Here is a 20,100-nt window from a genome sequence, read left to right as displayed (position 1 = left end):
CTTTCGTTCACGAGCCGCGCCGGGCCGCGCCGGGGAGTGAGGTATCCCACCTCGCAAAAGGTTGTGGATCTCAATTTGATCAGGATCCTTGGCATGCGGGCCGGGTTGATGGTAGGCGGCGTGGGTACCCGCCGGGGCCACAAAATGCCGTGCGTATGGGCATGATCGAAAAATTCGGACACGGCACCGAGGGCCTCAGCCGAGATCCAACACCCTCAATTCTAAGCATGTACGCGTCAAATGTGGCGCACTCCACTTTTCTTGATCCGGCCCTCCTAACCCTGATAGCGGTTGGGTCCATGTCCCAGACCGCACAGATACCCAGCCACCGGAAGCCCCGCCGTGCCGCCTCCTCCACGCGTGCACTCCGAGCCGGGGTCACCGGTGGTTTCCTGACGCTCGCGGTCGCCGGCGCCGCCGCGCCCGCCCTGGCCGCCGAGCCGTCCGCCGCCGAGTCGACGCTCGAGATGCCGACCCTCGGCTCCACCCTGGCGAGCTCCGCCGCGCAGTCCGCCGACGCCACCCAGCAGGCGGCCGCCGACTACCAGCTCCAGGCGCAGCAGGACCAGGCCGCCGCCAAGGCCAAGGCCACGGCGAAGAAGGCCAAGGCCGAGGCCGACCGCAAGGCCCAGGAGGCCAAGGAGGCGGCGCGCAAGGCCGCAGCCCGCCGCGCGGCACAGGAGAAGGCCGAGCGGGCGTCCCGCACCGCCGAGCGCACCAGCCTCAGCACCGCGTCGAGCAACACCACGTCGGCCCCGTCGACCGCGACGAAGGCGACCGGCAACGCCGCCACGCTGATCAACTTCCTGAAGGCCCAGGTGGGCAAGGCGTACGTGCTGGGCTCCAGCGGCCCCTCCTCGTACGACTGCTCCGGCCTGACCCAGTCCGCCTTCAACCAGATCGGCATCAGCCTGCCGCGCGTGTCGCAGGACCAGTCGAACCAGGGCACCGCCGTGTCGCTGGACAACCTCCAGCCCGGCGACCTCCTCTACTGGGGCGCCCGCGGCAACGCGTACCACGTCGGCGTCTACATCGGCGGCGGCAAGTTCATCGGCGCCCAGAACCCGAGCACCGGCATCGTCGAGCGCGACCTGAGCTACGACCCGCCGTCCGGCGCCGTCCGCCTTCTCTGAGCACTCTCACGACCGAGCACGACCCGAGAGCGAGCCGAGAGCCGAGAGCGAGCCGCATGGGGCCGCCTTCCCGTACGTCCACGTCCGGGGCGGCGGCCTCATTCCGTGTCCGCGGCCCGCTTTCCCTGTCCGCGCCGGCCGGCAGCCGACAAGCCGCCTAGGCGTACACCTTCTCCACGAACTCGGCGATCTGGGGCTCGCTGACGTGGTGGGCCAGATCGGCCTCGCTGATCATGCCGACCAGCCGCTTGTCCTTGTCGATCACCGGCAGCCTGCGGATCTTGTTCTGCTCCATCTCCCGGAGCACATCGGTGACGTCCGCGTCGGCCGGGATCCACCGCGGCGTGCCCTTGGCGAGCTCCCCCGCCGTCGTCCTGGAGCAGTCCTTGCCCTCGGCGACACAGCCGACGATGATGTCGCGGTCGGTCAGGATGCCGCACAGCCGCTCGTTCTCGTCGGCGATCGGCAGCGCGCCGACGTTCAGGTCCCGCATCAGCTGCGCCGCGCGGTCCAGCGTCTGGGTCTTGGGGATCCACTGCGCGCCCGGGTGCATGATGTCTGCGGCCTTGGTCATGATGTGTACCTCCTGGTACCCGACTGGTGCCCCCTCCTTCCATGTCACCACCGCCGACGGGCCCTCGCGACCGGCGCCGCGTCCCCGCTCCCCAGCGGCGGCCCCCGGGGCCCGGTGCCAGACTGAGAACTGCCGGGGTGGCCGCCGTCGCCCCCACGGCGGCGCGGGATCCGGCCCCAACGCCCCCGGCTGATCAGGATCCGCCGAAGGAGCCCCCATGCTCACCACCGATTTCGTCCCCGGCGCCCCCAACTGGCTCGACCTCGGCACCCCCGACACCGACGCGGCCGGCACCTTCTACACCAGCCTGTTCGGCTGGACTTGGGAGTCGGCCGGACCTGAGGCGGGCGGCTACGGCTTCTTCAAGAAGAACCGCAGGACGGTCGCCGCCGTCGGCCCGCTCCACGAGGAGGGCGCGCGCCCCGCCTGGACGCCGTACTTCCGCACCACCGACGCCGAGGCCACCGCCGCGGTGGTCGCGGAGGCGGGCGGCGCGGTGCGCTCCGCGCCGTTCGACGTCTTCGACGAGGGGCGGATGGCCCAGTTCACCGACCCGGGCGGCGCCCGGTTCGCCGTCTGGCAGCCCGGCAAGACCCAGGGCCTCGAAGCGGTCACCGAGGAGGGCACGTTGTGCTGGGTGGAGCTGCACACCCCGGACCCGGTCACCAATCTCGCCTTCTACCACACGGTGTTCGGCTGGGACGCCGAGGAGATGTCGTTCTCCGGCGGGACCTACACCGTGCTCTCGACGGGCGGGCGCGGCAGCGAGGGGTCCTTCGGCGGCATGGCGCAGCTCCAGCAGGGGCACGATGTCGCGCAGTGGCTGCCGTACGTCGAGGTGGCCGACTGCGATCTCGTCGTCGACCGGGCCGAGAAGCTCGGCGGGGCGGTGCTGATGCCCGCCATGACCGCCGAGGACATCGGCCGCATGGCCTGGCTGGCCGACCCCTCCGGCGCGCACTTCGCCGTCATCACCAGCGCCAACCCGGCGACGACGGCCGCCTGAGCGGGCTGCACCGCGTCAGGCCTTCGGGGCCACCTTCGCCAGGCCGTTGATGACGCGGTCCATCGCGTCGCCGCCCGTCGGGTCGGTGAGGTTGGCCATCAGCTTCAGCGTGAACCGCATCAGCATCGGGTGGGTCAGACCGCGCTGGGCCGCCAGCTTCATGACCGTCGGGTTGCTGATCAGCTTCACGAAGGCCCGGCCCAGCGTGTAGTAGCCGCCGTAGGTGTCCTTGATGACCTTCGGGTAGCGCTGGAGGGCCAGTTCGCGGCGGTCGGCGGTGGCGCGGGCCTGAGCCTGGACGATGACGTCCGCCGCGATCCGGCCGGATTCCATCGCATAGGCGATGCCCTCGCCGTTGAACGGGTTGACCATGCCGCCCGCGTCGCCGACCAGCAACAGCCCCCGGGTGTAGTGCGGCTGACGGTTGAACGCCATCGGGAGGGCGGCGCCGCGGATCGGGCCGGTCATGTTCTCCGGGGTGTAGCCCCACTCCTCGGGCATCGAGGCGCACCACACCTTGAGGATCTCGCGCCAGTCCAGCTCCTTGAAGGAGCCGGAGGTGTTGAGCACGCCGAGGCCGACGTTGCTGGTGCCGTCGCCCATGCCGAAGATCCAGCCGTAGCCGGGCAGCAGCCGGTCCTGGGGGCCGCGGCGGTCCCACAGCTCCAGCCAGGACTCCAGGTAGTCGTCGTCGTGGCGGGGCGAGGTGAAGTACGTCCGCACCGCCACGCCCATCGGCCGGTCCTCGCGCCGGTGCAGCCCCATGGCCAGCGAGAGCCGGGTGGAGTTGCCGTCCGCGGCGACCACCAGCGGGGCGTGGAAGGTGACCGGCGTCTTCTCCACGCCGAGCTTGGCCTCGACGCCGGTGATCCTGCCCGTACGGTCGTCGAGGATCGGGGCGCCCACATTGCAGCGCTCGTACAGCCGGGCGCCGGCCTTCTGGGCCTGCCGCGCCAGCTGCTCGTCGAAGTCGTCGCGCTTGCGGACCAGACCGTAGTCCGGATACGAGGCCAGCTCCGGCCAGTCGAGCTCAAGCCGCACCCCGCCGCCGATGATCCGCAGGCCGCGGTTGCGCAGCCAGCCCGCCTCCTCGGAGACGTCGATGCCCATGCCCACGAGCTCCTTGGTGGCGCGCGGGGTCAGACCGTCGCCGCACACCTTCTCGCGCGGGAACGCCGTCTTCTCCAGCAGCAGCACGTCCAGCCCGGCCTTGGCGAGGTAGTACGCCGTGGTGGAGCCGGCGGGCCCGGCGCCGACGACGATGACATCGGCGGTCCGCTCCGTGGATGCGGTCTCGCTCACGCGGGTCTCCCGAAGGCTCGGTAACGGCGTGCCGGTCACGCCGGGCACTGGAACGGTTGCAGTCTATGTGGCGTGCCGCGGCCGATACGGGGGGCCACCCCCGGGAGAACCCGGCGGCGCCCGCGGTTTGACGCCTTGGTGGGCCTACGGCTTGACGCCCCGGTGGAGGGCGACGATCCCGCCGGACAGATCGCGCCAGGCGACCTTCGCCCAGCCCGCCTCGCCCAGCCGCGCCGCCAGCCCGGGCTGGTCGGGCCAGGCGCGGATCGACTCGGCGAGATAGACATACGCGTCCGGGTTGCTGCTGACCGCGGTGGCGACCGGCGGCAGCGCGCGCATCAGGTACTCGGTGTAGACGGTGCGCAGCGGGGCCCAGGTGGGGTGGCTGAACTCGCAGATCACGACGCGTCCGCCGGGCCTGGTCACGCGCAGCAGCTCGCGCAGCGCGGCGTCCGTGTCCTGGACGTTGCGCAGCCCGAAGGAGATCGTGACGGCGTCGAAGACCCCGTCCGCGAAGGGCAGCCGGGTCGCGTCGCCCGCCGTGAGCGGCAGCCCCGGGTGGCGCCGCTTGCCCACCCGCAGCATCCCGAGCGAGAAGTCGCAGGGGACGACGTACGCGCCCGCGGCGGCGAAGGGCAGCGAGGAGGTGCCGGTGCCGGCGGCGAGGTCGAGCACGCGCTCGCCGGGGCGCGCGGCGACGGCCCGCGTCACGGCCTTGCGCCACAGCCGGGCCTGCCCGAGCGAGAGCACATCGTTGGTGAGGTCGTACTTGGCCGCCACGCCGTCGAACATCGCGGCGACTTCGTGCGGCTGCTTGTCCAGGGATGCTCGGGTCATGCCCCCATTGTTCACCCGGCCCCCGCCGCGCCCGGCGCCGGACCCCGCCCGCGCCGTGCACCGCGCCGGACCCCGCCCGCGCCGCCCATCGGCGCCGGTGCGCGAGCCGCGCTCAGCGCCGCCGGTGCACCAGCCGCCCCGCGAGCACCGTGGCCACGCACGCGCCGTCCGCGTCGAAGGCCGCCAGGTCGGCGCGGCCGGTCTCCGCCAGCGCGGGCGGGCGCGGCCGGTCCAGGACGGCGAGGCCGCCCCGCCGCGCGGCGGCCAGCAGCTCGGGGTCGGCGACCCGCGCCGCGACGACCGCCGTGGCGCCCCGCCGCAGCAGCGCGTGGATCCGCTCGCGCGGGCTGGGCGCGTCCGGCACCGGCGCGTCGTGGACCAGGCCCGGGCCCAGCGTGCCGGGCCAGTGGCGCACCCTGGCCCGCGGATACGTGCGGAGCAGCGCGTCCAGCGGCCCGACCGCGGCGATCCGGTCGCCGTCGACCGCGACGGCGGCGTCGTGCAGCGGCGCCGCGTCGTCGGGGGTGAGCCGGACGAGGGGCGCCGCGTGAAGGGTGAGCATCGGAAGGGGTGTCAGGAGAGGGGTCAGGAGGCGTCGATGAGCTTCAGCTCGGGGTGGGCGGTCCCGCCCTCGATCGCCGTCGACGACAGATGGGAGACGACCTGGTCGTCGACCGGGTCGTTCGCCGGGTCGTCGTGCACGACCAGGTGCTCGTAGGTGGTGGCGCGCTGCGCGGGCACCCGCCCCGCCGTACGGATGAGATGGAGCAGCTCCATCCGGTTGGACCGGTGCCGGGCGCCCGCCGAGGAGACCACGTTCTCCTCCAGCATCACCGAGCCGAGGTCGTCCGCCCCGTAGTGCAGCGACAGCTGGCCGGCCTCCTTGCCGACGGTCAGCCAGGAGCCCTGGATATGGGCCACGTTGTCGAGGAACAGCCGGGCGATCGCGATCATGCGCAGGTACTCGAAGACGGTCGCCTGCGTCTGCCCCTTCAGATGGTTGTTCTCGGGCTGGTAGGTGTACGGGATGAAGGCGCGGAAGCCGCCCGTGCGGTCCTGTACGTCGCGGATCATGCGGATGTGCTCGATCCGCTCGGCGTTCGTCTCGCCGGTGCCCATGAGCATCGTGGAGGTGGACTCGACCCCCAGGTTGTGGGCGGTCTCCATGATCTCCAGCCAGCGCTCGCCCGACTCCTTGAGCGGCGCGATGGCCTTGCGCGGCCGCTCGGGCAGCAGTTCGGCGCCCGCGCCCGCGAAGGAGTCCAGGCCCGCGTCGTGGATGCGGCGGATCGCCTCCTCGGCAGACACACCGGAGATCCGCGCCATGTGCTCGACCTCGGAGGCCCCCAGCGAGTGGATCACCAGCTGCGGGAATTCCTTCTTGATGGCCGAGAAGTGCTTCTCGTAGTACTCCACCCCGAAGTCCGGGTGGTGACCGCCCTGGAACATGATCTGCGTGCCGCCGAGTTCGACGGTCTCGGCGCAGCGGCGCAGGATGTCGTCGAGGTCGCGGGTCCAGCCCTTGGCGGTGTCCTTGGGCGCGGCGTAGAAGGCGCAGAACTTGCAGGCCGTCACGCAGACGTTGGTGTAGTTGATGTTCCGTTCGATGATGTACGTCGCGATGTGCTCGATGCCCGCGTAACGGCGGCGGCGGGCCTCGTCGGCGGCGGCGCCGAGCGCGTGCAGCGGCGCGGACCGGTACAGGTCGAGCGCCTCCTGCGGGGTGATACGGCCCCCGGCGGCGGCGCGGTCGAGGACGGCCTGAAGCGATGCGCTCTCGGTCACCGGGGCGTCCCTTTCGGCGGGTTGCGGACGGACTGCCCCAGCGTACGCCAGTGGTCACGGCCCTCCGCCGAGGCCCCGCTCCCCCGCGGCGGCCCTCAGCGGTCCCCTGAGCCCGCGGTCACCTTGCGCAGCGTGCCGCTCGGGTTGCCGCCCTCCTCATCGGCCGCCTTGTAGCGCAGCGAGCCGTCGGAGGTAAGGGTGAACCGCTCCTCGGCCGAGCCGCCGGTGCAGCCGGTCTGCTCCTGGCCGCCGTCCCCGACCCGCGAGTCGAGGACCAGCTCCTTCGAGGTGGCCGAGACCAGCTTCCAGTTGCTGTCACAGCGGAGCACCGCCATCTCGACCCGGCCGCTGCCCACCTTCTCCCCCGGCGTCCCCTCGCGGATGGTGATGGTCAGTTCGCCTCCGGGGATGTTGGACTCGGTGGTGAGCTGGCCCTTCCAGGTGCCGAGGAACGCCTTGGGCACGGTCTTGACGGGGTCGTCGCCGTAGTCGCCGGGGCCCTCCGTCGCCGTCGGTTCCGACCCCGGGCCCGGGGACGAGGACGAGGCCCCTGGGCTCGGGGACGCGGCGGAGTCGTTGGCGCCCGTCCCCTCGCCCCCGCCGGTGCCCGGCAGCAGATGGAACACGAAGGCCGCGGTCGTGGCGGCGGCCAGCGCGCCCGCGACGGACAGCACCAGCGTGCAGCTGAGCGCCTTCGGACGGTTCCGGCGCCCGATGGCGGCGGAGACCGAGACCCTGCGGCCCTCGGACGGCTGCCCGCCGGACGGCGGTGCATCGGGCGGGGCGGACGCGCCGGACGTCTGCTGGGCCGGGCGGCCGTACGAGGGGTCGGGCGGGCCGAACGCGCCCAGGGGCGGCACGGGCGCGCCCGACACGGCCGACACGGCCGGCTGCGCCGCCGGGGGCGCGGGCGGATCCGACGCGTCCAGGTCGAGGAGCTCCACCGCCCGCCGGCTCACCCGCTCGACCAGCGGCCCCGGCAGCCACCCCGGCCGCACCAGGCTCGCGGCGCCCCCGTCCGGGGCGAGGCGGCTCACGATCCGCTCCGGGGCGGGCCGGGCGGACGGGTCCTTGGCCAGGCAGGCGGCGATCAGGTCCCGCAGGTCACCGGTCAGGCCGGGGCCGAGCCGGGCCTCCTCGTGGACCACCTTGTAGAGCAGCGCGGCCGAGCTGTCGCCGGGGAAGGGCGGCTCGCCCGTCACCGCGTACGCCAGCACGGCGCCCAGCGAGAAGACGTCGGCCGCCCCCTCCACGCCCTTCCCCAGGATCTGCTCGGGCGACATATAGCCGGGCGAGCCGATCGAGGCGCCGGTGGTGGTCAGCGACACCGTGCCCTGCGTGGCCCGCGCTATGCCGAAGTCGATCAGGCGCGGGCCGTCCAGCGCGAGCAGTACGTTCGACGGCTTGACGTCGCGGTGGACCAGGCCCAGCGCGTGCACGGCGGCCAGCGCCTCCGCCAGCCCGGCGCCCAGGGCCCGTACCGACGGCTCGGGCAGCGGGCCCTCGTCGGCGACGGCCTGGCTCAGCGACGGGCCCGCCACATAGCCGGTGGCCACCCACGGGACGCGGGCGTCCGGGTCGGCGTCCAGCACCGGCGCGGTCCACGCCCCGCCGACCCGCCGCGCGGCCTCCACCTCGCGCCGGAACCGGGCGCGGAACTGCTCGTCGAGCGAGAAGTGAGCGTGGACGACCTTCACCGCCACGGTCCGGCCGCCCGCGCTGCGCCCCACGAAGACCCGGCCCATGCCGCCCGAGCCGAGCCGCCCGAGCAGCCGGTAGTCGCCGATGACCCGCGGATCGTCCGCCCCCAGCGGCTCCATCCCGTCTGCCTCCCCCGCTCCCCTCGACTCCGCCGCTCCAGCTTAGGCCCTGTCTCCCCAATCTCTGCGGGCCCACGACGCCTGGCACGCACGCTCGCTGCGTTGTCGGGCCCGCCCGAGTAGGCCCACTACGAGAGCGACCCTCCGCCTTGCGATCGCACGCACCAGACGCCGCGGCCTGATCCACAGAGATCGAGGAGACAGGGCCTAGGTGCTGCCCCGGACAGGCCGCCGGGGCAATACCTGATGGGCGCGAAGCCGTTACACCAGCCCGCGCGGGCCGGCCAGGTCCAGCGGCCGCACCCGTACCTCGGCGGGGTAGCCGGCCGCCGGGGCGGTGCGCCGGACGAACTCGGCGATGCCCTCCAACTGCCGCTCGCCCAGGCTGAAGTCCAGGGTGGTGAAGTAGCGCTCCAGGACCGGCGCCTCCAGCGCCTCCCAGCGCGCCGCCTGCTCGGCGACCTTGGCGACCTCCACCAGGGACAGGTCGCGGGAGTCGAGGAAGGCCCGGTGCACCTGGTGGACGATCTCCGGCTCGCGCTCCAGGTACTCGCGGCGGGCCGCCCACACCGCGAAGACGAACGGCAGCCCGGTCCACTCCTTCCACATCTGGCCGAGGTCGTGCACCTGGAGGCCGAGCTTCTCGGCGTAGTGCAGATTGGCGCGCAGCGCGGCGTCGCCGATGAGTACCGCCGCCTCCGCCTCCTGCATCATCAGGCTGAGGTCGGGCGGGCAGGTGTAGTAGTCCGGGGAGATCCCGTACCGCTCGGCGAGCAGCAGCCGCGCCAGCCGTACGGAGGTGCGCGAGGCCGAGCCGAGGGCGACCCGGGCCCGGTCCAGCTGCTCGAGCGGCAGCTGCGAGACGATCACGCAGGACATGACGGGCCCGTCGCAGCCGACCGCGATGTCGGGCAGCGCCACCAGGTCGTCGGCGTTGCGCAGAAACTCCACCAGGCTGATCGGGCCGATGTCGAGATCGCCCTGTACCAGCTTGTCGTTGAGCGCGTCGGGGGTGTCCTTGGTGAGCTCGAGGTCCAGGAGGGCCCCGCTGGTGGCCAGGCCCCAGTAGAGGGGCACACAGTTGAGGTACTGGATGTGGCCGACCCTCGGCCGGGTACGACCGCGCGGGTGGTAGCCCTCGGTGGTCGTGGCGTCGGGTGTACTCCGGGCGGGGGAACTCGGTGAATTGTCCACATACGGAGGCTAGACCCGCGCGTCACATGCGGCGGCGGCGGGGCCCGCCCCGCCTCCGCCCCGTGCCCGGCTGTAAGGCCCCGACCTGCGGTACTATCCAATCCATCAGCCCGGGAAACCCCTCGAATTCGTGATCTTCGGCTCTTTCCTCGCGCACACGCAGCGTGCTAGGCTCACCGCAAGTTGCAGTTAGGTTTCCTTGCAGTACAAAGCCTGCGGAGCATGTAACCGCGGGCTTTTGTAATTTTCAGACTTCTTGCAGGTTCTGGAGCAGGGCAACCCTTTGGCCCAAGGAGGGCTTATGGCTACCGGAACCGTCAAGTGGTTCAACGCCGAGAAGGGCTTCGGCTTCATCGCCCAAGACGGCGGCGGCCCCGATGTCTTCGTTCACTACTCCGCGATCAACGCGAGTGGTTTCCGCTCGCTCGAGGAGAACCAGGCCGTTACCTTCGACGTCACCCAGGGCCCGAAGGGTCCGCAGGCGGAGAATGTCAGCCCGGTCTGATCCGCAGTACCCAAGGAGCCCCGACCCCGCTTCGGCGGGGTCGGGGCTCCTGCCTTTGTTTTCCGGCCCGCCGCTCCCCCGCATTCCGGTATTCGCGTATTCACTTCGGGTTTCTCCGGCGTTTTCTCTCGCTTATCCCCATGGGCCCGCATAGGGCCTCATAGGCCCTCGTCGCGCCCCTCGCCCCTGACCTTTGCGGCGGCCCCCGCGTACAGCGCCTCGATCTCCCGCGCGAAGTCCCGCGCGACCGCCGCCCGCCGCAGCTTCAGGGACGGGGTCAGATGCCCGGACTCCTCGGTGAAGGGCACCGGCAGAACGGCGAAGCGCCGGATCGACTCGGCGCGCGAGACCAGCTCATTGGCGTCGTCCACCGCGCGCTGGACCTCGGCGAGCAGCAGCTCGTCCTCGACCAGCCGGCGGATCGGCACGCCCTCCCGCTGCCGCATCCGCCGCCAGTGCGCCAGCCCGTCCGGGTCCAGGGTGAGCAGCGCCGTCACATACGGGCGGTTGTCGCCGATCACCATGCACTGGCCGACCAGCGGATGGGCGCGCAGCCGGTCCTCCAGCGGGGCGGGGGCCACGTTCTTGCCGCCCGAGGTGACGATCAGCTCCTTCTTGCGGCCGGTGATGGTCAGATAGCCCTCGTCGTCCAGCGCCCCGATGTCACCGGTGGCGAACCAGGCCTCCGCGCCGCCCTCGGGCACCGCCCGCCCCAGCCCCGCGTCCCAGTAGCCGGAGAAGACCTGCCCGCCGCGCAGCAGCACCTCGCCGTCCTCCGCGATCCGCACGGCGCTGCCGGGCAGCGGCCAGCCCACCGTGCCCAGGCGCGGGCGCAGCGGGGGCGTGACGGTGGCGGCCGCGGTCGTCTCGGTCAGGCCGTAGCCCTCGAAGATCTCGATGCCCGCGCCCGCGAAGAAGGCGCCGAGCCGGCGGCCGAGCGGGGAGCCGCCGCAGATCACATAGCGAACCTTGCCGCCGAGCGCGTCCCGGATGCGGCGGTAGACCAGCGGGTCGTACAGCGCGTGGGCGGCGCGCAGCACCGGCCCGGGGCCGCGGCCGCCGCGCCGGGCCTCCTCCAGCGCCACGCCGTACCGCCGGGCCACCCCGGCGGCGCGGTCGAAGGAGGCGGCGCGGCCCATCCGTTCGGCCGTCGCGCGGCCCGAGTTGAAGACCTTCTCCAGTACATAAGGGATGGCCAGCAGGAAGGTCGGCCGGAATCCGGCCAGGCCCGCGAGGAGGTCCTCGGTGCGGAGGCTGGGCGCGTGGCCGAGCCGCACCCGTGCCCGCAGACAGCCGACCGCGATCATGCGCCCGAAGACATGCGACAGCGGGAGGAAGAGCAGGGTGGCGGCGGGCTCCACGCTGACCGACTTGAAGACCGGGTGGAGCAGTTCGATGGCGTTGTCCACCTCGGCGAAGAAGTTGCCATGGGTGAGCGCACAGCCCTTGGGACGGCCCGTGGTGCCCGAGGTGTAGACGAGGGTCGCGAGGTCGTCGGGGCCGCGGCCGGCGCGGCGGCGCGCCACCTCCGCGTCCGTGACCGCCCGCCCGGCCGCGTCGGTCTTGGCGACGGCCCCGGCGTCGAACTGCCAGAGGTGGGCGAGGCCGGGCAGCTCCCGCCGTACGGCGCTGACCAGCCGCGACTGCTCGACGCTCTCCACGACGCAGGCGACCGCGCCCGAATCCCGCAGGATGTGCAGCGTCTGCTCCTGCGAAGAGGTGGGGTAGACGGGGACGGTGACAAGACCGGCGGCCCAGGCGGCGAAGTCGAACAGCGTCCACTCGTAGGTGGTGCGGGCCATGATGGCGAGCCGGTCGCCGGGGCGCAGACCGTGCGCGATCAGGCCCTTGGCGCAGGCCAGTACCTCGGCGGCGAACGTGGCGGCGGTGACGTCCCGCCAGCCGCCGTCCGGGGTCGGGCGGCTGAGGACGGGGGCGTCGGGGGCCTGGGCGGCGTTGTCGAAGGGGATGTCGGCCAGGCTGCCGCGGGTGGGGTGCGGGGCGAGCGGCGGGACGGCCGCCTGCCGTATCCGGCCGTCCACGGACCGCAGTTCGGGCGGGGCGAGGGCGGGCGGGGCCGCGACCGCGGGCGGGGCCGTGGAGGTGGCCGTGGGAGGTGCTGACCGCTGTGCCATGACGTCTCCTGACCCGTCAGTAACCTTACTTCAGAGTAATCATTCTTGGATTCCCCCGGGAAGACCTGTGCGCATGCGCCGTGTGGCGGCGCCTGTTTACGTTGATGCCCTCGGGCCGTACACCCACGAGGGGTGGTGCACATGGTGCGCACCGGCGGCGGCCGCCTCACCAGGCGGTCCCTACGCCTCCCCATACGCCTTCTGACGACCGCCTCGCTGACCGCGGGGCTGTGCGCCGGGCTGCCCGCCACACCCGCCCTCGCCGCCTGCGGGGACGACCCGGACACCGTCGGCTCCGTGGACGGCGCGGTGCTGACCTATGTGCTGCACACCAAGTACACGGCGGAGTGGGACCGGGCCCGCGCCGAGTGGAACGCCCTGGGCCGGGTCGACATCAGGCCGGAGGCCGGGACCGACGCCGGCACGAAGGGCAACGACAGCACCGCGTACGCGGACGTCGACGCGAGCGACATCGACCGCGACGACGTCGGCTGGTCCGGCATGTGGGAGTCCCATGACCTCGGCTCCGACGACATCATCCTCAACGACCACTTCCTGAAGGACTACTCCGCCGACACCCGGCGCGGCGTGGTCACCCATGAACTCGGCCACGCGCTGCGGCTGGGGCACCGCACCGCCTCCGGCGCGGTCATGTACTGCGACGACACCCGCACCGCCATCGCCCCGTCGGACCTCGACATCACGGCCTACCGGGCCATCTGGGGGTGAACGGCGCCGTGTTCACCGGCTCTCGCCACGACGGAGCAGCGCGCGCGACGCGCACGGGGGCGCGCGGCATGGCGATCGCGCTCGGCACGGCCCTCGTGGCCATCGGCGGCAGCGCGGCCGCGTGGTTCACCGTGCCGTACGGCACCACGCGGTACCACCCCACCTACGCGGTACGGCTCGACACCCCGGAGCTCGCCGCCGGCTGGGCCGACGACGTGTTCATCGGCAAGGTCACGGCGCGCGAGGGGCCGCGGCGCACCGACGGCGACCGGCTGCTGTGGACGACCTACGTGGTCGAGGTGCGCACGACGCTCAAGGGCGAGGTGAGCGGCAGCGTGCGGGTCGCCCAGGAGGGCGGCGACGACCCGCTGCGGCGGCAGCGGATCGTGGTGGGCGACGCCCCGGCGCTCCAGCCGGGCAGAACCTACGTCCTTGCCACCCGGCTGGCCCCGGACGGCTGGCACACCGCCCCGTCCAACTTCACTCCGGTGGACCTGTCCCCCGCCGAGGGCGGCTCGGGCAGCGGGGCCGATGTGTCGGCGGTGTGGCAGGAGGGCGTCGCGCACCCGGCCACGCAGCGGTACGCGCACCCCTCCGGGGTCTCCCGGGCCAAGGACCCCAAGGCGCTGTACGCGAAGGCCCTCATCGGCTGAGGCCTGCGTCTGCGTCTGCGTCTGCGTACGCGTACGCCCTGTGCGTACGGGCGCGCGCCTACGCCGGTGTGTGCTCCCCGGGCGACCAGCGCTCGCCCCGCATCAGGTTGCCGAGCCCCGTCCAGGCGAAGTTCATCAGGGTGGCCGCCGCCTCTTCGGCCGAAGGCCCCCCGCCCGCCGGGTCGCCCGCCCACTCGGCCAGCGACTCCGCCGCGCCCACCAGCGCGTACGCGAGCCCGGACGCCTCGCCGCCGGTTATCCGGCCCGTCCCCCGCGCCGACCCGCACCGCGCGTTCTCCCGCGCGGCCGCCGTGAGCGCCTGGGTCACGAACTCGACGATCTCCGCCCGCATCGCGACGACCTCCCGCGCGAAGGGACCGCCGTGTGTACGGGCCTGAACGTGCAGCAGCACCCATCCGTCCGGGTGCTCGGCGGTGTGCGCGAAGAAGCCGTGCAGCCCGCTCCACAGCCGGCGGTCGGCGGGCGCGTCGTGCTCGACGGCGGCCCGTATGGCCGCCACCAGCGAGGCGGCCTCCCGCCGGATGCACGCCGCGAACAGCTCGTCTTTGGAGTGCAGATACAGATAAACCAGCGGTTTGGAGACCCCGGCCTGCTCGGCGATGTCGTCCATGGAGGCGTTCCGGTAGCCGCGCCGCGCGAAGGTCTGTACGGCCGCGTCGAGCATCTGCCGCTCGCGCACCGCCCTCGGCATCCGCCTGTTCTTCGTCGCCCCGCCCACGCCGGCCGCCCCCTTCGCCCGTGCCCCGGCGCCCCTCGGCCGCCTTGATCGCCGCCAAGCCTACGGGTGCCGAGGACCCCTCACACCGGGTCCGGAAGATCAAGGTCAAGCGCTACCGCGGCCGGGGCCGCCACCAGCGCCACCAGCACCAGAACCGCCAGCACCACCAGGGCCAGCGCGACGCACCGGCACAGCAGACGCCGCCTCAGCTCCTCGTACCGCGCCGTGTACTCGGCGCGCAGTTCCTCGCAGCGGTCGACGATGCGGCGCAGCATCCGCCGGGAGAGTTCGACGCGCTCCTCGGCGTACAGGCGGACCACCTCCTCGCGCTGGGCGGCGGTGAGCCAGGCCAGACGGCCGGCGAACGCCTCGGCGTCCGCCCGGGCGTCGTCGAGCTCGCTCCGGCACAGCAGATAGCCCTCCAGCCGGGCGATGCCCGACTCGACCTCGCGCGGCGTCTCGCGGGACATCTCGCGGCGCCCTGGCACCCGCGCCTACGCCCGTTCGTGCTGCACCGGCTCGGCGGCGATCTCGGGGTGGCGCAGATCGAAGGCGGGGGACTCGCTGCGGATCCTGGGGAGGGCCAGGAAATTGTGGCGCGGCGGCGGACAGGAGGTCGCCCACTCCAGCGACCGGCCGTATCCCCAGGGGTCGTCCACGGTCACCTTCTCCCCGTATTTGGCGGTCTTCCAGACGTTGTAGAGGAACGGGAGGGTGGACATGCCGAGCAGAAACGCGCCGATCGTCGAGATGGTGTTCAGCCCGGTGAATCCGTCCGCGGCCAGATAGTCGGCGTAGCGGCGCGGCATTCCCTTGACGCCGAGCCAGTGCTGGACGAGGAAGGTGGTGTGGAAACCGGTGAACAGCGTCCAGTAATGGATTTTCCCGAGCCGCTCGTCAAGCATTTTCCCGGTGAACTTCGGCCACCAGAAGTAGAAGCCGCCGAACATCGCGAACACCACGGTGCCGAAGACGACGTAGTGGAAGTGGGCCACCACGAAATAGCTGTCGCTGACGTGGAAATCGAGGGGTGGCGAGGCCAGAAGAACACCGGTGAGCCCGCCGAAGAGGAAGGTGACCAGGAATCCGATGGCCCACAGCATGGGCGTCTCGAAGGACAGCGACCCCTTCCACATCGTCCCGACCCAGTTGAAGAACTTCACCCCGGTGGGCACCGCGATCAGGAAGGACATGAAGGCGAAGAACGGCAGCAGCACCGCCCCGGTGACGAACATGTGGTGCGCCCACACCGTGGCCGACAGCCCGGTGATGGAGATGGTCGCGCCGATCAGACCCGCGTATCCGAAGATCGGCTTGCGGCTGAAGACCGGAATGATCTCGGTGATCACCCCGAAGAACGGCAGCGCGATGATGTAGACCTCGGGATGGCCGAAGAACCAGAACAGGTGCTGCCACAGCAGCGCCCCGCCGTTGGCCGGGTCATAGACCCGCGCCCCGAACTTGCGGTCCGCCTCCAGCGCGAAGAGGGTCGCGGCCAGCACCGGGAATACCATGATCACCAGCACGCTGGTCAGCAGGACGTTCCAGGTGAAGATCGGCATCCGGAACATCGTCATGCCCGGGGCGCGCATGGTGATGATCGTGGTGATGAAGTTGACCGCGCCCATGATCGTGCCGAACCCGGAAAAGGCGAGCCCCATGACCCACATATCGCCGCCCACATTCGGCGAATGCACCTTGTCGGACAGCGGCGTATAGGCGAACCAGCCGAAGTCGGCGGCCCCGGACGGGGTGAGGAAACCGGACACCGCGATGAGCGAGCCGAAGAGATAGAGCCAGTAGGCGAACATGTTCAGCCGCGGGAACGCCACATCCGGGGCGCCGATCTGGAGCGGCATGATGGCGTTGGCGAAACCCGCGAACAGCGGGGTCGCGAACATCAGCATCATGATCGTGCCATGCATGGTGAACGCCTGGTTGAACTGCTCATTGGACACGATCTGAGTGCCCGGCCGCGCCAGCTCCGCCCGCATCACCATCGCCAGCAGCCCGGCGAAGAGGAAGAAGACGAAGGACGTCACCATGTACAAGGTGCCGATCTTCTTGTGGTCGGTCGTGGTCAGCCAGTCGACGATGACCGTGCCCACTCTGTTCCGGCTCTCCGGATCGGGCTCCCGCTGCTCCGCCCGCCTCGCCTCTACCGCCATCGTTCCTCCACCCGACGCCGTACGCGTCCGACGTTGATAACGCGAATGGGGCGGAAGAGGCTGCTATGACCCTTTGGTGGGCGTGTGGCGTGAGTGGTCAACAAAAGACCATGAGTGAGCCGTATGGCCGGAACCCAACCCTCCGCACATGATGCGGGCATGACAGTAAATCTGACGCGTCGTCACATTCTTGGTCTGGCCGCCCTGCGCGGCGCCGCGGCCCTCGGGCTCACCCGGATAGCCCTCTCCCCGGCGGCCGCCGCCGACCGCCCCACCGCCACCGCGAGCGCCGAGTACGCCCCGGCCGTGGTCGTCGGCTCCGGCTACGGCGCGGCGGTCGCCGCCCTGAGGCTCGGCGAGGCGGGCGTGCGGACCCTGGTCCTGGAGATGGGGCGGCTGTGGGACGCCCCGGCCGCCGACGGCAAGGTCTACTGCTCCATGACCTCGCCCGACCGGCGCTCCATGTGGTTCCGCACCAGAACCGAGGCCCCGCTGGCCACCTTCCTGTGGCTGGACGTCATCAACAAGGACATCACGCCCTACCCCGGCGTCCTGGACCGCGTCCGCTTCCCCAACATGTCCGTCTACGTCGGGCGCGGCGTCGGCGGCGGCTCGCTCGTCAACGGCGGCATCGCGGTCACCCCGCCCCGCGCGTACCTCCAGGAGGTCCTGCCGCAGGTCGACGCGGACGCGATGTACGCCACGTACTTCCCGCGCGCCAACCGCATGCTGGGCGCCGCCCCTGTCCCGTCCGCGTGGTTCGAGTCCACCGAGTGGTACAAGTACGCCCGGGTCGCCCGCGACCAGGCGAAGGCGGCGGGCCTGAAGACCGTCTTCGTGCCCAACGTCTACGACTTCGACTACATGCAGCGCGAGGCGGCCGGGACCGCGGCCAGGTCGGCCCTCGCCCAAGAGGTCATCTACGGCAACAACTTCGGCAAGCGCAGCCTCGACAAGACGTATCTCCCGGCGGCCCTCGGCACGGGCAACGTCACCATCCGCACCCTCAGCCGCGCCAGAGCCGTCCGGAGAGCCGCCGACGGCACCTACGTCCTCACCGTGGACCGGCTCGACGACACGGGCGCCGTCGTCGCCACCGACGAGGTCTCCTGCCGCTCGCTCTTCCTCGGCGCCGGCAGCCTCGGCACCACCGAACTCCTGCTGCGCGCCCGCGAGACCGGCACGCTGCCCGCCCTCAGCGCCCAGGTCGGCCGGGGCTGGGGCGGCAACGGCAACGTCATGCTCGGCCGCGCCAACCACATCTGGAACCCGACCGGCGCCAACCAGTCCACCATCCCGGTGATGGCCCTCGACGACTGGTCCAACGCCGCCAACCCGGTCTTCGCCGAGATCGCCCCGCTCCCGGCCGGCCTTGAGACCTGGGCCAGCCTCTATCTGGCCATCACCAAGAACCCCGAGCGCGGCACCTTCAGTTACGACCCGGCCAAGGACGCGGCCGTCCTGAACTGGACCAGCACCCAGAGCGCCCCCTCCATCACCGCCGCCAAGACCCTCTTCGACCGCGTCAACTCCGCCAACGGCACCATCTACCGCTTCGACCTCTTCGGCGACACCCGCTCCTTCGCCGCCGACTTCTGCTACCACCCGCTCGGCGGCTGCGTCCTGGGCCGCGCCACGGACGCGTACGGCCGGGCCCTCGGCTACGACCGGCTGTACGTCACCGACGGCTCCCTCATCCCGGGCTCGATCGGCGTCAACCCCTTCGTGACCATCACGGCCCTGGCCGAGCGCAACATGGCCCGCGTCCTGGCCGAGGACGGCGTGGGCTGACCGGCGCCGCCTACCGGCCGCCATGAGGGACGATGAGGGGTGTGGACGAGTTCAACAACGTGCTGGCCGCGGTCGGTCCCCGGCTCCGGGAGCTGCGCCGGGAGCGCGGCCTCACCCTGGCCTCCGTGGCCCACACCACCGGCATCTCGGAGAGCACGCTCTCCCGCCTGGAGAGCGGCGGGCGCAGGCCCAACCTGGAGCTGCTGCTCCCGCTCGCCCGCGCCTACGGAGTCCCCCTGGACGAACTCGTCGGCGCCCCGCACACCGGCGACCCCCGGGTCCATCTGCACCCGGTCACCCGCGGCCACCTGACGTTCGTGCCGCTCACCCGCCGCGCCGGAGGTCTGCACGCCCACAAGCTCGTCATCGCGCCCAGCGTCGGCGAACCCGACCTGAAGACCCACGAGGGCTATGAGTGGCTCTACGTCCTCAACGGCCGGCTGCGCCTCCGCCTCGGCGAGCGCAGCCTCGTCCTGGCCCCCGGCGAGGCGGCGGAGTTCGACACCCACGTCCCCCACTGGCTCGGCCCCGCGGATGACCGTCCGGTCGAGCTCCTGATCATCTTCGGCCAGCAGGGCGAACGCGCCCACCTGCGCGTCCGCCCCGGCTGACCCCGCCCACGCTACGGTCGCGCGGGCCCTTCGGAGCGCGGCAGCGGGTCCAGGCCATGCCGGCGCTCGCCCAGGACCCGCGCGGCGACCTCGGCCTCGGCGACCGCACTGAAAACTCCCCCGGAACCGCCAGAGGCGGCCGCCCTGCGGCGGGCCACAGCGGCCTCGGTGTCCGCGTTCACCAGATCCGCGTTGATCGCCGCGGCGGCCTGCACCCCGGCGGCCTGCGCCACCGGGACGCCGGCCGTCGGATCGGTGACGTTCCCCGCCACCCACACCCCGGCCACCTCGGTGAGCCCGCTCGCGTCCGACGCCACACAGGTCCCGACCCCCATGGGGTGCTCCACCGCGCTCAGCCCCAGGCCCGCGAGGACCTCGCCGCGCGCGACCATCCGCGGCCCCACCGCCAAGGCCTCCACCGCCACCCGGCGGCCCGAGGCCAGCCGGACCCCCGCCAGCCGGTCCTCCACCACGTCCAGCCCCGTCACCTCGCCGTCGACCACGGCGATCCCCCGCGCGGCCAGCCGCTCCCACTCCTCCTCGGCCAGATCGCCACCGGTGTGCAGGAACAGCGTCACCCGGGGCGACCACTGCCGGAACAGCAGCGCCTGATGCACGGAGAGCGGGCTGCCGCCCAGCACCCCGATCGGCGCGTCGCGGACCTCCCAGCCGTGGCAGTACGGGCAGTGCAGCACATCCCGCCCCCACCGCTCCCGCAGCCCCGGCACCTCCGGCACCTCGTCGACCAGCCCGGTCGTCACCAGCAGCCGCCGCGCCCGGAAGACCCGGCCGCTCCCGGCCTCGACGGCGAAGCCGCCCGCCACCCGCCGCGCGGAGACCGCCCGGTCGGACAGGATCCGCCCGCCGTAGCCGACCACCTCCTCCCGGCCGATCCGCAACAGCTCGAGCGGCGGCACACCGTCCCGGGACAGCAGTCCATGCGCCGCGGCGGCGGGCGCGTTGCGCGGCTCACCGGAATCGATCACCAATACGGAGCGACGGGCGCGCGCCAGCGTCAGCGCCCCCGACAGCCCGGCGACACCCCCGCCGACCACCACGACATCGAACTCATCAGAAAGCCTGTGCTCACTCATGCCCCCACCATGCGCCGCCCCTGC

At 72.2% G+C, this 20,100-nt stretch carries 19 protein-coding genes; 7 read left to right on the top strand and 12 right to left on the bottom strand.

Annotated elements, in window-relative coordinates:
* Positions 1 to 299: 299 nt before the first annotated feature.
* A complete protein-coding gene (locus tag ABTY62_RS33575; protein WP_352133188.1) occupies positions 300 to 1,133 on the top strand; it encodes a C40 family peptidase in 834 nt (277 codons plus the stop codon).
* A gap of 157 nt (positions 1,134 to 1,290) precedes the next feature.
* Here the strand turns inward: ABTY62_RS33575 and ABTY62_RS33570 are convergent, their stop codons facing one another.
* Positions 1,291 to 1,707 (bottom strand): CBS domain-containing protein, encoded by a 417-nt coding sequence (locus ABTY62_RS33570; RefSeq protein WP_311726575.1) that lies wholly within the window; start codon positions 1,705 to 1,707, stop codon positions 1,291 to 1,293.
* 217 nt (positions 1,708 to 1,924) lie between these two features.
* Here ABTY62_RS33570 and ABTY62_RS33565 point away from each other — a divergent pair, with 217 nt between their 5' ends.
* Positions 1,925 to 2,713: a VOC family protein gene (locus ABTY62_RS33565; RefSeq protein ID WP_352133187.1), complete on the top strand. Its 789-nt coding sequence runs from the start codon at positions 1,925 to 1,927 to the stop codon at positions 2,711 to 2,713.
* Positions 2,714 to 2,728: 15 nt separating this feature from the next.
* Here the strand turns inward: ABTY62_RS33565 and ABTY62_RS33560 are convergent, their stop codons facing one another.
* The 6 genes from ABTY62_RS33560 to ABTY62_RS33535 form a co-directional block, all read right to left on the bottom strand.
* Positions 2,729 to 4,015: a geranylgeranyl reductase family protein gene (locus tag ABTY62_RS33560; RefSeq protein ID WP_352133186.1), complete on the bottom strand. Its 1,287-nt coding sequence runs from the start codon at positions 4,013 to 4,015 to the stop codon at positions 2,729 to 2,731.
* Between the two features lie 144 nt (positions 4,016 to 4,159).
* Positions 4,160 to 4,852, bottom strand: a complete 693-nt coding sequence (locus tag ABTY62_RS33555) for a demethylmenaquinone methyltransferase (RefSeq protein ID WP_311726572.1) — start codon at positions 4,850 to 4,852, stop codon at positions 4,160 to 4,162.
* Positions 4,853 to 4,964: 112 nt separating this feature from the next.
* Positions 4,965 to 5,414 carry an imidazolonepropionase-like domain-containing protein gene (locus tag ABTY62_RS33550; RefSeq protein ID WP_311726571.1) on the bottom strand — a complete coding sequence of 150 codons (450 nt, stop codon included), beginning with the start codon at positions 5,412 to 5,414 and terminating at the stop codon, positions 4,965 to 4,967.
* Between the two features lie 23 nt (positions 5,415 to 5,437).
* The gene (mqnC, locus tag ABTY62_RS33545) at positions 5,438 to 6,637 is read right to left on the bottom strand and encodes a cyclic dehypoxanthinyl futalosine synthase (RefSeq protein ID WP_352133185.1); all 1,200 of its coding nucleotides are present in this window, start codon (positions 6,635 to 6,637) and stop codon (positions 5,438 to 5,440) included.
* A 95-nt stretch (positions 6,638 to 6,732) separates the two neighbouring features.
* Entirely contained in the window at positions 6,733 to 8,457 is a 1,725-nt protein-coding gene (locus ABTY62_RS33540) for a serine/threonine-protein kinase (RefSeq protein WP_352133184.1), read from the bottom strand.
* Between the two features lie 261 nt (positions 8,458 to 8,718).
* Positions 8,719 to 9,651: a menaquinone biosynthetic enzyme MqnA/MqnD family protein gene (locus tag ABTY62_RS33535; RefSeq protein WP_502997567.1), complete on the bottom strand. Its 933-nt coding sequence runs from the start codon at positions 9,649 to 9,651 to the stop codon at positions 8,719 to 8,721.
* 301 nt (positions 9,652 to 9,952) lie between these two features.
* On the opposite strand from ABTY62_RS33535, the gene ABTY62_RS33530 reads away from it, so the two are divergent.
* Positions 9,953 to 10,156 carry a cold-shock protein gene (locus ABTY62_RS33530; protein ID WP_311726568.1) on the top strand — a complete coding sequence of 68 codons (204 nt, stop codon included), beginning with the start codon at positions 9,953 to 9,955 and terminating at the stop codon, positions 10,154 to 10,156.
* Positions 10,157 to 10,314: 158 nt separating this feature from the next.
* On the opposite strand, the gene ABTY62_RS33525 is transcribed toward ABTY62_RS33530, so the two are convergent.
* On the bottom strand, positions 10,315 to 12,291 hold the full coding sequence (locus ABTY62_RS33525) for an AMP-dependent synthetase/ligase (RefSeq protein ID WP_352133183.1): 1,977 nt from the start codon (positions 12,289 to 12,291) through the stop codon (positions 10,315 to 10,317).
* Positions 12,292 to 12,432: 141 nt separating this feature from the next.
* On the opposite strand from ABTY62_RS33525, the gene ABTY62_RS33520 reads away from it, so the two are divergent.
* Entirely contained in the window at positions 12,433 to 13,020 is a 588-nt protein-coding gene (locus ABTY62_RS33520) for a zinc metalloprotease (protein ID WP_352133182.1), read from the top strand.
* 68 nt (positions 13,021 to 13,088) lie between these two features.
* Positions 13,089 to 13,673: a hypothetical protein gene (locus tag ABTY62_RS33515; RefSeq protein WP_352133181.1), complete on the top strand. Its 585-nt coding sequence runs from the start codon at positions 13,089 to 13,091 to the stop codon at positions 13,671 to 13,673.
* A gap of 58 nt (positions 13,674 to 13,731) precedes the next feature.
* Here the strand turns inward: ABTY62_RS33515 and ABTY62_RS33510 are convergent, their stop codons facing one another.
* The 3 genes from ABTY62_RS33510 to ctaD form a co-directional block, all read right to left on the bottom strand.
* Positions 13,732 to 14,385 carry a TetR/AcrR family transcriptional regulator gene (locus ABTY62_RS33510; protein ID WP_352133180.1) on the bottom strand — a complete coding sequence of 218 codons (654 nt, stop codon included), beginning with the start codon at positions 14,383 to 14,385 and terminating at the stop codon, positions 13,732 to 13,734.
* 107 nt (positions 14,386 to 14,492) lie between these two features.
* Complete coding sequence (locus ABTY62_RS33505; protein ID WP_352133179.1) at positions 14,493 to 14,882, bottom strand: hypothetical protein; 390 nt, start codon at positions 14,880 to 14,882, stop codon at positions 14,493 to 14,495.
* A 24-nt stretch (positions 14,883 to 14,906) separates the two neighbouring features.
* Positions 14,907 to 16,580: an aa3-type cytochrome oxidase subunit I gene (gene ctaD, locus ABTY62_RS33500; protein WP_352133178.1), complete on the bottom strand. Its 1,674-nt coding sequence runs from the start codon at positions 16,578 to 16,580 to the stop codon at positions 14,907 to 14,909.
* A gap of 159 nt (positions 16,581 to 16,739) precedes the next feature.
* Here ctaD and ABTY62_RS33495 point away from each other — a divergent pair, with 159 nt between their 5' ends.
* A complete protein-coding gene (locus tag ABTY62_RS33495; RefSeq protein ID WP_352133177.1) occupies positions 16,740 to 18,371 on the top strand; it encodes a GMC oxidoreductase in 1,632 nt (543 codons plus the stop codon).
* A gap of 41 nt (positions 18,372 to 18,412) precedes the next feature.
* Positions 18,413 to 18,982: a helix-turn-helix domain-containing protein gene (locus ABTY62_RS33490; protein WP_352133176.1), complete on the top strand. Its 570-nt coding sequence runs from the start codon at positions 18,413 to 18,415 to the stop codon at positions 18,980 to 18,982.
* Between the two features lie 11 nt (positions 18,983 to 18,993).
* Here ABTY62_RS33490 and ABTY62_RS33485 read toward each other — a convergent pair whose 3' ends face one another.
* Entirely contained in the window at positions 18,994 to 20,076 is a 1,083-nt protein-coding gene (locus ABTY62_RS33485; protein WP_352133175.1) for an NAD(P)/FAD-dependent oxidoreductase, read from the bottom strand.
* Positions 20,077 to 20,100: the final 24 nt, after the last annotated feature.

It is taken from the genome of Streptomyces sp. NPDC097640 (assembly GCF_040302705.1).
GTDB lineage: Bacteria > Actinomycetota > Actinomycetes > Streptomycetales > Streptomycetaceae > Streptomyces.
This window is presented reverse-complemented; position numbering and strand designations above follow the sequence as displayed.

Bases quoted from the DNA above. Each gene is read 5' to 3' on its own strand.
- ABTY62_RS33575 (WP_352133188.1), top strand. From the start codon at position 300: ATGTCCCAGACCGCACAGATACCCAGCCACCGGAAGCCCCGCCGTGCC.
- ABTY62_RS33505 (WP_352133179.1), bottom strand. From the start codon at position 14,882: ATGTCCCGCGAGACGCCGCGCGAGGTCGAGTCGGGCATCGCCCGGCTG.
- ABTY62_RS33565 (WP_352133187.1), top strand. From the start codon at position 1,925: ATGCTCACCACCGATTTCGTCCCCGGCGCCCCCAACTGGCTCGACCTC.
- ABTY62_RS33515 (WP_352133181.1), top strand. From the start codon at position 13,089: ATGGCGATCGCGCTCGGCACGGCCCTCGTGGCCATCGGCGGCAGCGCG.
- ABTY62_RS33520 (WP_352133182.1), top strand. From the start codon at position 12,433: ATGGTGCGCACCGGCGGCGGCCGCCTCACCAGGCGGTCCCTACGCCTC.
- ABTY62_RS33510 (WP_352133180.1), bottom strand. From the start codon at position 14,385: ATGCCGAGGGCGGTGCGCGAGCGGCAGATGCTCGACGCGGCCGTACAG.
- ABTY62_RS33485 (WP_352133175.1), bottom strand. From the start codon at position 20,076: ATGAGTGAGCACAGGCTTTCTGATGAGTTCGATGTCGTGGTGGTCGGC.
- ctaD (WP_352133178.1), bottom strand. From the start codon at position 16,580: ATGGCGGTAGAGGCGAGGCGGGCGGAGCAGCGGGAGCCCGATCCGGAG.
- ABTY62_RS33570 (WP_311726575.1), bottom strand. From the start codon at position 1,707: ATGACCAAGGCCGCAGACATCATGCACCCGGGCGCGCAGTGGATCCCC.
- ABTY62_RS33495 (WP_352133177.1), top strand. From the start codon at position 16,740: ATGACAGTAAATCTGACGCGTCGTCACATTCTTGGTCTGGCCGCCCTG.
- ABTY62_RS33550 (WP_311726571.1), bottom strand. From the start codon at position 5,414: ATGCTCACCCTTCACGCGGCGCCCCTCGTCCGGCTCACCCCCGACGAC.
- ABTY62_RS33540 (WP_352133184.1), bottom strand. From the start codon at position 8,457: ATGGAGCCGCTGGGGGCGGACGATCCGCGGGTCATCGGCGACTACCGG.
- ABTY62_RS33555 (WP_311726572.1), bottom strand. From the start codon at position 4,852: ATGACCCGAGCATCCCTGGACAAGCAGCCGCACGAAGTCGCCGCGATG.
- ABTY62_RS33525 (WP_352133183.1), bottom strand. From the start codon at position 12,291: ATGGCACAGCGGTCAGCACCTCCCACGGCCACCTCCACGGCCCCGCCC.
- ABTY62_RS33530 (WP_311726568.1), top strand. From the start codon at position 9,953: ATGGCTACCGGAACCGTCAAGTGGTTCAACGCCGAGAAGGGCTTCGGC.